This is a genomic window from Pantoea ananatis PA13, from assembly GCF_000233595.1.
GTDB lineage: Bacteria > Pseudomonadota > Gammaproteobacteria > Enterobacterales > Enterobacteriaceae > Pantoea > Pantoea ananatis.
Window position 1 is genome coordinate 328,972 of record NC_017554.1, and the last position, 12,707, is coordinate 341,678.

Sequence of the window (12,707 nt, forward strand, 5' to 3'; positions counted from 1 at the left end):
GAGTTTTTTACCTGATAAATGGCGGAATAAGCCGGATTTCCTGCTGTGTTGCCGTCTGGGTGTTAAAGGATTCTGGGGCGGATCCAGCGAGAAAGCTGTCGGAGACATCAAGGGCAGGGGGCCTGAGCGCACAGGCGGTCACCCGCAACGACTGCGTCGCGGGTGAATGAGGCAGGTTTACAATGACTGTGCGGATTCGCCCTCTTCTACTTCTTCACGTGCCGGCTTGTCTGCGCCAGGAATGAGAAGATTCAGGACAATGGCGACCAGGCCGCCGGTGGTGGCCGCGGAGCCAAACAGATTCTCAAACATGGGCGGCAGATGGGAAAGCGAAGCGGGAACGGATTCGATTCCCAGCCCGAAACTAAACGCCAGACCGACAATCAGTATTTCCCTGCGCGTTAGCGGAGCCTGACTTAGGATGCGAATCCCCGCCGTGACGACGCAGCCGAACATCACCATTGTGGCTCCCCCCAGCACCGGTGTGGGAATCTGACGCAGCGCTTCGCTGAAAGGCGGAAACAGCCCCAGCAGGATAAGAATGACGCCGACGTAACGGCCGACAAAACGACTCGCCACGCCCGTCATCTGGATCACGCCGTTATTTTGCGCAAAGGTGGTGTTGGGAAAGGCGCTCAGCATCGCCGCAATCATGCAGCTCAGTCCGTCTGCCAGAATGCCGCCCTTGAGACGGGCGCTAAAGGTCTTGTCGGTAATAGATTTACCGGAAATCAGGCTGTTAGCAGTAAGATCGCCCACCGCCTCGATGATGCAGACCAGAGAGACCAGCACCACCGGAATGAAAAGCGTACTGTTGAAGTGAAAGCCAAACGGAAACAGAGAGGGTAAACGAAAGACGCTCTCGCCCAGATCGTGAACCTGAAATTTGCCACTCAGGGCAGCGGCAATACAGCCTGCTGCGATGCCGGCCACGACCGATGAAAGGCGTAGCCAGCGGTTACCGGAGCAGCTCAGCACAACGATGACGCCAAGCGTTAACGCACCCAGCGCCAGGTTACTGAGGCTGGCAAAATCCTGGGCTTTCTCACCGCCGCACCAGTTAATCACACTGACTTTGATCAGGCTGATACCAATCAGCGCAATCACGCTCCCCGTCACCACCGGCGTAAAGACCCGCTTTAAGGTATCGATGAAGCGGCTGACGATGACCGGCACCAGCGCCGCGACAAAGTTGACGCCAAACAGCATCGCCATGATGTCTTCTGGACTGCCGCCCTGTGCTTTGACCCACAGGCCGCCGGAGATGGCCACACCAAGAAAGGCAAAACTGGTGCCCTGCATGCATATCATGCCGGCACCTATGCCCCATACCCGGTTTGACTGCAGAAACGTCCCGATGCCGGAGGCAAGGAGCGACATGCTGATCAAATAAGGCAGCCACGCATCCAGACCCAGCGCCGTGCCGATCAGCAACGGGGGCGTAATAATGCCAACCAAGCCCGCCAGCACATGCTGTGAAGCGCTGAAGAAAGCCTGAAGTGGTGGGATTCGCTGGTCCAGTCCGTACAGTAAGCCGCTGTTTTTTGGGTCAGACATGATTATCTCTTTCGGGTGCAGGGAGGTCCGACGATATTGCATAAAGCAGGCCAGGTTTTGCGTTGTGTCGAGGAATCTCATAAATAGTGCTAATAATCAAAAAGATAGACCGTTACCCTGCGATGCAGGAAAGGCGGTAAGCTGTGAAACACATGATTCCTGATTTGCAATCAGGAAATTATTGGTTCAGAAAATGGCCGTGGTTGAGGGATTTTGCACCACTGTCGTGCACCAGTTTGGCTTAAGGGCGTTGCGCCAGCAGAGTGAACCTTGTCAAAGGCAGGCTGAGGGCAAGAGGCGCGCAAAAAGAAATGTTCATTTCACTATGCGATTTAATGAAACTTAAAAGGAAGGCGGTGTTTTGTCTCTCCCTGCTTATTTTGACGCCTGACCGGGAAGGGACGACCGCATCAGTGCAGGCTTCACGCTGGCGCTTGTCGTCACAGCATACAGGCACTAACTTCCCCCCAGACAAGTCATGTAAAGCCATTGCTGGCGAGCCGTTCAGAGCGACATGCAAAAATGCGATCTGCCCCGCTAAAAAGTAATTTTTCAAAAATATTTATTTGAAAAATTTATTCCATTGTAATAGCTTCTCAGCATGCTTTTGGCTTTTCCTGCCCAGCCAGCATGCCACTTCTTGTGCTTTGCCTGCTGGAACCGTACATACCAAAGAGGCAACATCATGACTATCGTAGGAAATTTTATTGGCGGTAAAACCACGTTCAGTGCCAGCAACGAAACCATTCCTGTGTTCGATCCGGCAACCGGCAAGGTGATCCGTGAACTTACCCAATGCAGCGCAGACGAAGTGGCCCAGGCAATCGACGTGGCGCATGCAGCCTTTCCTGCGTGGTCCAAAACCGCCCCGCTTCGCCGCGCACGCGTGATGTTCAACTTTAAAGCCTTAATGGAACAACATCGTGATGAGCTGGCGGCGCTGATCGTGTCCGAGCACGGCAAAGTCTGGTCTGATGCGTTGGGTGAACTGACGCGCGGGATTGAGGTGATTGAGTTCGCCTGCGGCATTCCTCACCTGCTTAAGGGGGAGAACTCGCCTAACGTGGGCGGCGGCGTAGACAGCTACTCGCTCATGCAGCCGGTCGGCGTGGTTGCAGGGATTACCCCCTTCAATTTCCCCGCCATGGTGCCACTGTGGATGTTCCCTATTGCCCTGGCCTGCGGCAACACCTTTGTACTTAAACCCCCGGCGCTGGATCCGTCTGCCGCCGTGCGCATGGCGGAGTTACTGAAAGAAGCGGGCCTGCCGGATGGCGTTTTCAACGTGGTACACAGTTCGAATGAGAATGCAGAACAGCTTTACAAAGATCCCCGTATCGCGGCCGTTAGCTTTGTGGGTTCGTCGGGTGTGGCTGAGCACATTTACAAAACGGCCAGCGCGCACGGCAAACGCGTGCAGGCATTTGGCGCGGCCAAAAACCACGCTATCGTCATGCCTGATGCTGACCTGGACGCCACGGTCAATGCCATCATGGGGGGCGCATTTGGCTCGGCGGGTGAACGCTGCATGGCGTTGCCTGTCGTGGTCGCAGTAGGCGATGACACCGCCGATAAACTGATTTCGCGCCTGACGCCGCTGATTAAAGCATTACGCGTCGGGCCGGGCATGAGTAAGGGCAGTGACGAGAATGAAATGGGGCCTGTCGTTTCGGCCGCCCATCAGAAGAAAGTGCTGGGTTATATCGACATCGGCGAGCAGGAAGGGGCAACGCTGGTTGTGGATGGTCGTCACCAGAAGGTTGCAGGTTATGAGGACGGCTACTATGTCGGTGGAACGTTATTCGATCACGTAACCCCAGAGATGGTGATCTGGCGTGAAGAAATCTTTGGCCCGGTGCTGAGCATCATGCGCGCGCCGGATTACGACAGTGCGCTGAAACTGGTTAACAGTCACGAATTCGGCAACGGCAGCGCCATTTTTACCAGTAATGGTCACACGGCGCGTGAATTTGTCCAAAACGTCGAAGCCGGAATGGTCGGCGTCAACGTGCCCGTGCCGGTGCCAATGGCATTCCACAGTTTTGGTGGCTGGAAGCGCTCGGTGTTTGGCGCACTGAATGTCCACGGTCCGGACGGCGTACGTTTTTATACGCGCATGAAAACAGCGACCGTCCGTTGGCCGAGCGGCCAGCAAACGGTTTCTGAATTCAGTATGCCGACGTTGGGTTGAGTGGGCGCTGAGTGACAGCGTATTGACGATAAAGGGCGATGGATTAGGAGACGGCGGATGTCATTACTCTCAAAGGTAAAACAGCCCGATGAGCAGGGGCGCATACAGCAGGTAACGCCAGACAGTGCGGGCTGGCGCTATGTGGGTTTCGAGTCTTTCCTGTTAAAACAAGGACAGACGCTCGACATGGCCAGCGGTGACAGCGAGCTTTGCCTGGTGCTGGTGGCAGGCCTGGCCTCGATTAGCACGCGTCATGCAAACTTTCCGGGGTTAGGTAAGCGAATGTCGCCGTTTGAACGTACGCCGCCTTATTCCGTGTATGTCCCTCATGATGATGCAGTGACGGTAAGAGCGGACAGCGATCTTGAGCTGGCGGTCTGCAAGGCACCGGGGCAGGGCGACAACCTGCCCGCCCGACTGATTGCGCCAGAAGATGTCGGCGTTGAGCGGCGCGGCAAAGGCCACAACCAGCGACTTGTGCACAACATTCTGCCGGACAGTGAACCGGCAAATAGCTTGCTGGTGGTGGAAGTGTTTACCGATGAGGGCAATACCAGTTCGTATCCGAGTCACAAGCACGACCAGGAAAACAGCGAGAACGAAACCTATCTGGAAGAAACCTATTACCACCGTTTTGAACCCGAACAGGGCTTCGCGATGCAGCGCGTTTATACGGACGATCGTTCTCTGGATGAGTGCATGGCTGTTTATAACCGGGATGTCGTCACCGTACCGCGCGGTTACCATCCTGTAGCAACCCTGGCTGGCTATAACAATTACTACCTTAACGTTATGGCAGGGCCGGTTCGCCTGTGGAAATTCAGCTGGGAACAGGATCATGCCTGGATCAACAGCGATCGCTATCCGTCACGTTAATCACGGCTGAAAGCAAAACGGCAGCCTGAGGGCTAATGCGGGTCATTTAAGGCCCGGTTGACCGATCCAGTGGAAGGGATCAAAGGGGTTCATGTTCATCATGAACCCTTTTTTATGGAACTCTCACAGGCTCTGGGCATCATTCATTCCACTTCTCCCGAACGCGCCCGTTCGCTCTCTGATCTTATTCCCGCTGAGCCTCAGCAGAGCCACCAGTGAGATATCGCGGCTCCTGATGAGTTACCCCGGGCACGGTTCCGGGCGAACTGAGAACGCCGTATGAAAAGGCGAGATGGCGGATACTGCCGGGGCGAAGAGAACGAAACTTTCCGCGGGAGCTGCGAATAAGATCACGGAAATATGCCGATAAAAAAAAGCTGGTCACCTAAGTGACCAGCATTGAGCCTGAGGACTGCGTTTTTGTCGCTGCAGAGGGCGTTTCTCGCCGGGACGCGCGGGGGCGTCATGCTCCCGGCTTTACTGAGGGCGCGTGTATCATGTGTTCAGGTATGACGTGTAAGCAGTGCCGCCGCAGCTGGCGGCATGTCAGGAGAGCTGACCGGACTGCGCATTCGCCAGCGCCAGGGATACGGCCAGCGTTTGTGCCAGGCACAGCGAGGCAACCTGAGAGCGAAAACCGTCAACCTGGGCTTCGCGTACAACGAAACAGACGTCACTGAAGGCGGCAAGTGGGCTGACCTGGCTGTCAGTGATCGCGATTAAGCTGGCACCGCGTTTGGCCCCCAACTCGACCACTTCTACCGCCTCCCTTGCATAGGGTGAACAGCTGATGGCAATCACCACATCTTTGGGCGTAACCAGATTAAGCTGTTCTGTAAACATGCCGCCCAGCCCGTCAATCAGGAAGGCACGGCGTTCCAGATGGCGCAGGGCATACACTAGATAGGAGGCAACGCTAAACGACCGCCGCAGGCCGATTACGTAGACATTTTCGGCTTCGTTCAGAAGCTGCACGGTTTTGTCTAACTGGTCCGGGCTCACCTGCATGGCCAGCTGCTGCAGGGCCTGACTGTTGACCATGGTGAAAACATTGAGAATTTCAGCCGGACTTTCGGGCGAATTCGCAGCATCGTCCGCTGCTGTCTGACGAAACAGCCGCGCTCGTTCTGTATAGTTGACGGTCTCTTCCATCAGATGCTGACGAAAAACCTGTTTCATTTCATTGAAACCGCTGAAGCCAAATGCATTAGCAAAGCGAATCAGCGTAGATGGCGGAACGTCGGCCTGCTGCGCAATAGAGGCCACGGTGTCAAAAGCAATACTGTTACTGTTATCAAGGATATAACGAGCCACCTGCTTCAGACGCTTGCTCAGCGTTTCGTAGCGACGGCGAATCTCGTCCTGCAGCAGTGAAAGTTGGGAGGGATTATTACTCATGACATCTGCTCATTTGCGGAAAACGTGGCTGGATAATGAACGCTATGATATCAGATGGTTGGAAAATTTCATTTTTTTGTTATGTATGCAGCTTTTATTTCATTGGTTTATGAAATGACTCACAGATTCACCGCGACAGGGGCGACGCGCGGGCGAGCTGGCCACTAAAACAGGCTGCATCCGATGAGGGCACAGCCTTACACAGGGCCTGATCATTCTCTTCAGGGCGGATGATAGTCTTACAGTCCGGTATTCTCCCGAATATATTTTCTTGCCTTTACCGCGTACTCGAACGGATTGGCCAACGCAGGATCCTGCTCAGCCTCAACCACCATCCAGCCTTGATAGCCGTAGTCATCAAGAATTTTGAAAACCGGTTTAAAATCAATCACGCCGTCGCCTGGAACGGTGAATGTGCCCTTTTTCACACCGTCCAGAAACGACAGGTGCTGGTCACGCACTTCTGCGACAATCTCATCCCGCACGTCTTTCAGATGAACGTGGAAAATGCGCGGCAGATGGGTTTTCAGCACTGCCAGCATCACGTCCTGTGAGCCTTCAGAATAATAGATGTGGCCGGTATCATAGAGTAAACCGACATTGTCATGCGTGAGCGCCATGAAACGGTCGATTTCCGCGGGCGTCTGAATGCCGGTGCCCATATGGTGGTGCAGGCAAACGCGCATCCCTTTCGCGGCGGCAAGGTCGGCAAGCGTATTGTAGCCTTCCGCCGTTCTCTGCCACTCGTCATCGTTAAACACCGGTTTGTGATCGAACACTGCCCGTGCTGTGCCCTGAATACTTTTACTCTGCTCTGAACAGCCGATCACCCGGGCACCCATTTCATAGAGAAAATTCATGTGCGCCGTAAAACCCTCAAGGGTCTCATCTTTGTCACCCTGCGCAAAAAATGTGCTGAACCAGGCGTTGCAGATCTGAATGCCGCGAATATCGAGCATTGGCTTGAGAATGGCAGGATCGCGTGGGTATTTGCTACCCACTTCACTCCCTGAGAAGCCCGCCAGTGCCATCTCGCTGACGGTTTGCTGAAAAGTATTCTCGCTGCCCAGCTCGGGCATATCATCATTTGTCCAGCCAATGGGCGCTATCGCCAGCTTTACGTTATCGTTGTTCATTGTTTACCTGCCAAAGGCGAGAGATTTAGTTATAGAATGCCGGACGAGCGGGCATTTCAATCGGTTCAATGGCACCGCTTTTCTGCGCCTTGATACAGGCGTCAGCGGCGACGGAGGCGGCAAAACCATCCCAGGCAGACGGACCGGTTAACTGCCCGGCTTTCACGTCGTTGATAAACGCCTGCAGTTCGACGTCGTAAGCCTCGATAAAGCGGTCTTTCCAGTCGACTAAAATGGTGTTGGAAAGTTTGGCCTGTTTGCGCAGCTGCACTGACGAAGGCTCCGGCAGTCTGGCGATGCCTTCTTCACCCACTACCTCACACTGAATGTCGTAGCCGTAGGTACAGTTAACAAAAATTTCTACATCGATGCGCACGCCTTTTTGCGTTTCAAACAGGACGATTTGCGGATCTTTCAGATGCGGACGCGCTTTGGAACTGACGCGCGGGAAAACCACCTGCACGCTTTTGTAGTCGTCACTCGTCAGCCAGCGCAGTACGTCAAGTTCATGAATTAACGTATTGGTGATCGCCATTTCCGTATTGTAATTTTCGGGCACCGTCGGATTGCGATGCGCGCAATGCAGCATGAGCGGCTCGCCGATTTCACCGTCGGTAATCACTTTTTTCAGCGCCCGGTAGCCGGCATCGTAAGGCCGCATAAAACCCACCTGAACCAGCCGCTTACCGTGCTGAATTTCTGCTTCGACTACCCGACGGCAACCCTCTGCGCTCATGGCCAGCGGTTTTTCACAGAACACCGGCTTACCCGCCGCGATGGCCGCCAGGGTAAACTCTTCATGCGTCGGATCCCATGAGGTCACCAGCACCGCATCCACATCAGGTGACTGAATCACCTCATAGCCATCCTTGCAGACTTGCGCATCACTATTCAGCCGTTGCAGTGCAGCCTGCGCGCCTTCAACGTTGATATCGGATACCGCGACCACTCTTGCCCCTTGTAAGACATTGTTGCAGCGGCGAATGTGTTCCTGACCAATCGCGCCTGTTCCAATCACACCAAGTTTCAATGTCATAATTACACCTGTAGGGTTAAATCGAAGAGAAGAAACAAGGGCCGTCAGACGGCCCGGAAATCAGTATTTGCGGGCCTGTGCCAGATGCGCATTCAGTTTGTCCGCCACATCCTGCGTGCGCGCCGATTGGGCAGTTTGTGCAACGCCAACGTGCCACCAGCTGAAATATTTATGAATCATGGTCTTGGGCAGTACTTTAATATCTATCAGCGTAGAAACCTGCTGTGTTTTCGCATCGTCCAGCGCAGCCTTAAGCTGTTCCAGCGTGCTGACGCGATAGGTCTTGCACCCATAACCGGCAGCAATTGCGGCAAAGTCTACCGGCACCAGGCTGCCGTTTAGCTTACCGCTGTCCGTATTGCGGAAGCGAAACTCGGTAATGAAGCTGTCCATACCGTGCTCCATTTGCAGGTTGTTAATGCAGCCATTGCTCATGTTATCCAGCAGCACCACGTTGATTTTGGCACCCTCCTGAATGGAGGTCACCAGCTCGGAATGCAGCATCATAAAAGAGCCGTCGCCGACCAGGGCATAGACTTCCCGCTGGGACTCCGCAAGCTTAACGCCTAACGCCGCATTCACTTCATATCCCATACAGGAATAGCCGTATTCGAGGTGATAGCCGTTATAGCCGCGCGTGCGCCAGACGCGTTGCAGGTCGCCGGGCAGGCTGCCTGCAGCACCGACGATGACGGCATCGGCAGGCAAATGTTGGTTGAGGGTACCCAAGACACTGCTCTGGGTCAGCAGAGACTGCGTCAAGCGATTGAATTCGGCGTAGACGGCGTCCCGATCCAGATGGTCGGCAATCTCGGGCACAAATTCAGCATCGTTATGTGTAACGTGATACACGCGCTGTCTTTCTTCTTCTAACTGGTGCCGCGCCTCGGCAACCTGCGTGCCCCAGTCGTTGCCGTAGTGCTGCGAAACCAGCCCATGACTGAGCGCCAGCAGGGCTTCACGCGCATCGGCAAGCAGCTGCACGCCATCCAGTTTGTAGCTGTCAAAATTGCTGACGTTGATGTTAAGAAAGCTCACCTCGGGATGCCGGAAAATCCATTTCGATGAGGTGGTAAAATCGGTATAGCGTGTGCCAATCCCAATCACCAGATCGGCGTCTTTTGCCAGCAGGTTTGCCGCCAGACAGCCGGTTTCACCTACGCCGCCAACGTTGAGCGGATGATCGGACAGCAGCGTCCCTTTTCCGGCCTGCGTTTCAGCGAACGGAATCTGATACCGTTCAGCGAACGCCTGCAGCGCCTCGCCCGCCCCCGAATATTTGACGCCACCGCCGCAGATAATCAGCGGCTTACGTTTGCGGATAATAAGCTTCAGCGCATCTTCAAGTTGGGCCACGGTGGGCTGACGACGGTCCAGTCGGTGCACGCGTTTCTGGAAGAAATAGTCGGGGTAATCCCAGGCTTCGCCTTGCACATCTTGTGGTAAAGATAGCGTGACGGCCCCGGTTTCAGCGGGGTCGGTGAGCACGCGCATCGCATTAATACAGGCGCTCATTAACTGTTCAGGGCGGCTGATGCGATCCCAGTATTTACTGACCGCTCTGAAGGCATCATTGGTGCTGATGCTCAGATCCCAGGATTGCTCAATCTGTTGCAACACCGGGTCAGGTTGTCGGGTGGCAAAAACGTCACCGGGCAGCAGCAGCAGGGGAATTCGGTTCGCCGTCGCCGTGGCCGCCGCCGTCAACATGTTGGCCGCACCCGGGCCAACAGAAGAGGTGCAGGCGATGATCTGCCGCCGCAGGGATTGTTTGGCAAAGCCGGTTGCAGCGTGTGCCATTCCCTGCTCATTGCGTCCCTGGTATACCACCAGATCCCCACTGTCTTGTTCCAGTGCCTGGCCCAGACCCAGTACATTGCCATGGCCAAAAATGGCAAAAATGCCATGGACAAACTTCGTCTCATGCCCGTCTACGTCAATGTATTGATTATCAAGAAATTTAACTAATGCCTGTGCGGTAGTCAGTTTGATGGTGGCCATAAACTTTCCTCAACGTGCTGGCTGTAGCGGCGTCCGGCCCCGCGTATAAACGGCGTGACGTAACGGAGAGAGCTACCGGGATAACTGAAATGTCAGAGGATTATAAACAAATGCATTTTTCATAAAATACAATTACAGAAGAAATATTTCATTTTGCGAGGGGGATCAAATTTACATTCCTGCCGATCCCACGTAATACGCAGGAAACGGGGGAACTGGAATGATTGGTGAGAGTTGCCGTTTTTTAAGATATTTCATTTCATTGTCAGGTCAGCCCTAAAAGACGGGCGGTGAGTCTGCTGCCTTGTGGTACGCGGTGCGCAGGGCATGGCGATAAAGTACCGGGGAACGACAGATTTTTAACTGGTTCACATAATTGCATTGTAAGTTTCATTTTGAATTGAGTTTGGAATATTTGTTCCTCATACTGTGTTTATCGCTAATCAGACACCTTCAGACCCCGATATCCAACTTGTCCACAGTGTCTGCTCATCACAGAAGGAAACCAGAAGTATGAGTACACAACAGAAGCGTCTTGATGTGATTTGTATTGGACGCATCGCCGTAGACTTCTATGGTCAGCAAATTGGCGCGCGACTGGAGGACACCACGTCCTTTGCCAAATATCTTGGCGGCTCATCGGGTAACGTCGCTTATGGCACCGCTATTCAGGGGTTGCGTTCGGCCATGCTGGCGCGCGTAGGCGATGAGCATAACGGCCGTTTTTTACGTGAAAGCCTGCAAAGGGTTGGGTGTAATACCGATGCGCTGATAACGGATAAAAAACGCCTTACTGCCCTGGTGATTCTCGGTATCAAAGACGACGAAACGTTCCCACTCATTTTTTATCGTGATAACTGCGCCGATATGGGGCTGGTGCCAGAGGATATTGAGGAGTCCTTTATCGCCTCCTCCCGCTCGGTAGCGGTCACCGGCACGCACTTGTCACATCCCCAGACCCGGGCGGCTGTGCTAAAGGCGCTGGAGCTCGCCCGCAAAAACGGCCTGCGAACGGCGCTGGATATCGACTACCGGCCAGTATTGTGGGGATTAACCTCGCTGGGTGACGGTGAAACACGTTTCATTGCATCGTCAGAGGTAACGGCGCAACTGCAGCAGGTCGTCCACTATTTCGATCTTATCGTAGGCACCGAAGAAGAATTCCATATCGCGGGCGGCAGCACCGATACGCTGACGGCGCTGAGAAATGTCCGTGAGGTCAGTAAGGCTACGCTGGTCTGTAAGCGGGGTGCAATGGGATGCGTTGTCTTTGAACATGAAATTCCGGAAAGCTGGGAGCAGGTAACGCTGCACAGCGGCGTGCGCGTCGAGGTGTTAAACGTGCTGGGCGCAGGTGACGCGTTTATGTCGGGCCTGCTGCGTGGCTGGTTAAATGATGAAGGCTGGGAGCAGGCCTGCCGTTATGCCAATGCCTGCGGTGCGTTGGTGGTTTCACGCCATGGTTGCGCGCCGGCGATGCCGACCCGAGAAGAACTGGACGATTTTCTGAGCCGCGAAAACGCCGTCAAGCGTCCGGATCTGGACAGTCGATTAACGCACCTGCACCGCGTGACCACCCGGCAGCGTGCCTGGCCGGAACTCAATATCTTTGCCTTTGACCATCGTAAGCAACTGGTCGATATGGCCAAGGCTGCGGGGGCTGACGTCAGCCACATTCCTCAACTCAAGCTCCTGCTGCTCCAGGCCGCAGAGCAGGCGGTACAGCAGGCAGGCATTGAAAGCAAAAGCGGCATTCTGGCCGATACCACCTTCGGGCAACGGACGCTTAACGCCATTACCGGCAAGAACAGATGGATCGGGCGGCCGATAGAGTTACCGGGATCCCGACCGTTACGCCTTGAACACGGCAATATCGGCACACAGCTTGCCAGCTGGCCAATGGAGCACGTGGTAAAATGTCTGGTGTTTTATCACCCGCATGACAGCGCCGAACTGCGTGAAGAGCAGGATGCCGTGTTGCTGGATGTCTGGAAAGGCTGTAACAAAAGCGGGCATGAACTGCTGTTGGAAGTGATTCTGCCAGAGGGGCAGCCAGACCGTAACGAAGCCTGTTATCTGGCGGTTCTGAGCCACTTTTATGCGTTGGGAATCAAGCCGGACTGGTGGAAATTACCGCCCCTGTCAACAGCGAGCTGGCAGGCCATTGGCACCCTGATTGAGGCGCAGGATCCTCACTGTCGCGGTATCCTGTTGCTCGGGCTGGATGCGCCAGAGGAGACGCTGAAACTCGGTTTCGCTGCGGCTGCGGCTGCGCCATGGGTGAAAGGCTTCGCGGTGGGACGGACGATTTTTGCCCAGCCTTCAAGTCAGTGGTTGCAGGGTGAAATTGACGACGCGGCGCTGGTAACGGCTGTAAAAGATAACTATCTGCGTTTGATTGATTACTGGCGCACGGCACGCGAGCAGGCGTGAAAAGAACCAGAATCGAGCCGTGTGGAAACGTGCTTTTCCACGCGGCTCGCTGTTTTCAGGGCGGGAACCTGAAATAACA

The 12,707-nt window shown here is 54.6% G+C and carries 8 protein-coding genes; 3 read left to right on the top strand and 5 right to left on the bottom strand.

Features of this window, described 5'->3' with window-relative positions; genetic code table 11:
• Positions 1-177: 177 nt before the first annotated feature.
• Positions 178-1,557, bottom strand: coding sequence for a nucleobase:cation symporter-2 family protein (locus PAGR_RS01520; protein WP_028715893.1), 1,380 nt, complete (start codon positions 1,555-1,557; stop codon positions 178-180).
• 685 nt (positions 1,558-2,242) lie between these two features.
• On the opposite strand from PAGR_RS01520, the gene PAGR_RS01525 reads away from it, so the two are divergent.
• Both PAGR_RS01525 and iolB read left to right on the top strand, forming a co-directional pair.
• Complete coding sequence (locus PAGR_RS01525; protein WP_014604821.1) at positions 2,243-3,748, top strand: CoA-acylating methylmalonate-semialdehyde dehydrogenase; 1,506 nt, start codon at positions 2,243-2,245, stop codon at positions 3,746-3,748.
• Positions 3,749-3,805: 57 nt separating this feature from the next.
• Positions 3,806-4,624: a 5-deoxy-glucuronate isomerase gene (gene iolB / locus PAGR_RS01530; protein ID WP_014604822.1), complete on the top strand. Its 819-nt coding sequence runs from the start codon at positions 3,806-3,808 to the stop codon at positions 4,622-4,624.
• Between the two features lie 546 nt (positions 4,625-5,170).
• On the opposite strand, the gene PAGR_RS01535 is transcribed toward iolB, so the two are convergent.
• From PAGR_RS01535 to iolD, 4 genes are all read right to left on the bottom strand, one after another.
• Positions 5,171-6,022 (bottom strand): MurR/RpiR family transcriptional regulator, encoded by an 852-nt coding sequence (locus PAGR_RS01535; RefSeq protein ID WP_013027575.1) that lies wholly within the window; start codon positions 6,020-6,022, stop codon positions 5,171-5,173.
• A 239-nt stretch (positions 6,023-6,261) separates the two neighbouring features.
• Complete coding sequence (gene iolE, locus PAGR_RS01540) at positions 6,262-7,158, bottom strand: myo-inosose-2 dehydratase (protein WP_013027574.1); 897 nt, start codon at positions 7,156-7,158, stop codon at positions 6,262-6,264.
• 25 nt (positions 7,159-7,183) lie between these two features.
• Complete coding sequence (gene iolG, locus PAGR_RS01545) at positions 7,184-8,194, bottom strand: bifunctional inositol 2-dehydrogenase/D-chiro-inositol 1-dehydrogenase (protein WP_013027573.1); 1,011 nt, start codon at positions 8,192-8,194, stop codon at positions 7,184-7,186.
• Positions 8,195-8,254: 60 nt separating this feature from the next.
• The gene (iolD, locus tag PAGR_RS01550) at positions 8,255-10,195 is read right to left on the bottom strand and encodes a 3D-(3,5/4)-trihydroxycyclohexane-1,2-dione acylhydrolase (decyclizing) (RefSeq protein WP_014604824.1); all 1,941 of its coding nucleotides are present in this window, start codon (positions 10,193-10,195) and stop codon (positions 8,255-8,257) included.
• A 513-nt stretch (positions 10,196-10,708) separates the two neighbouring features.
• Between iolD and PAGR_RS01555 the strand changes: the two genes are divergently transcribed.
• Positions 10,709-12,628: a bifunctional 5-dehydro-2-deoxygluconokinase/5-dehydro-2-deoxyphosphogluconate aldolase gene (locus tag PAGR_RS01555; RefSeq protein WP_014604825.1), complete on the top strand. Its 1,920-nt coding sequence runs from the start codon at positions 10,709-10,711 to the stop codon at positions 12,626-12,628.
• Positions 12,629-12,707: the final 79 nt, after the last annotated feature.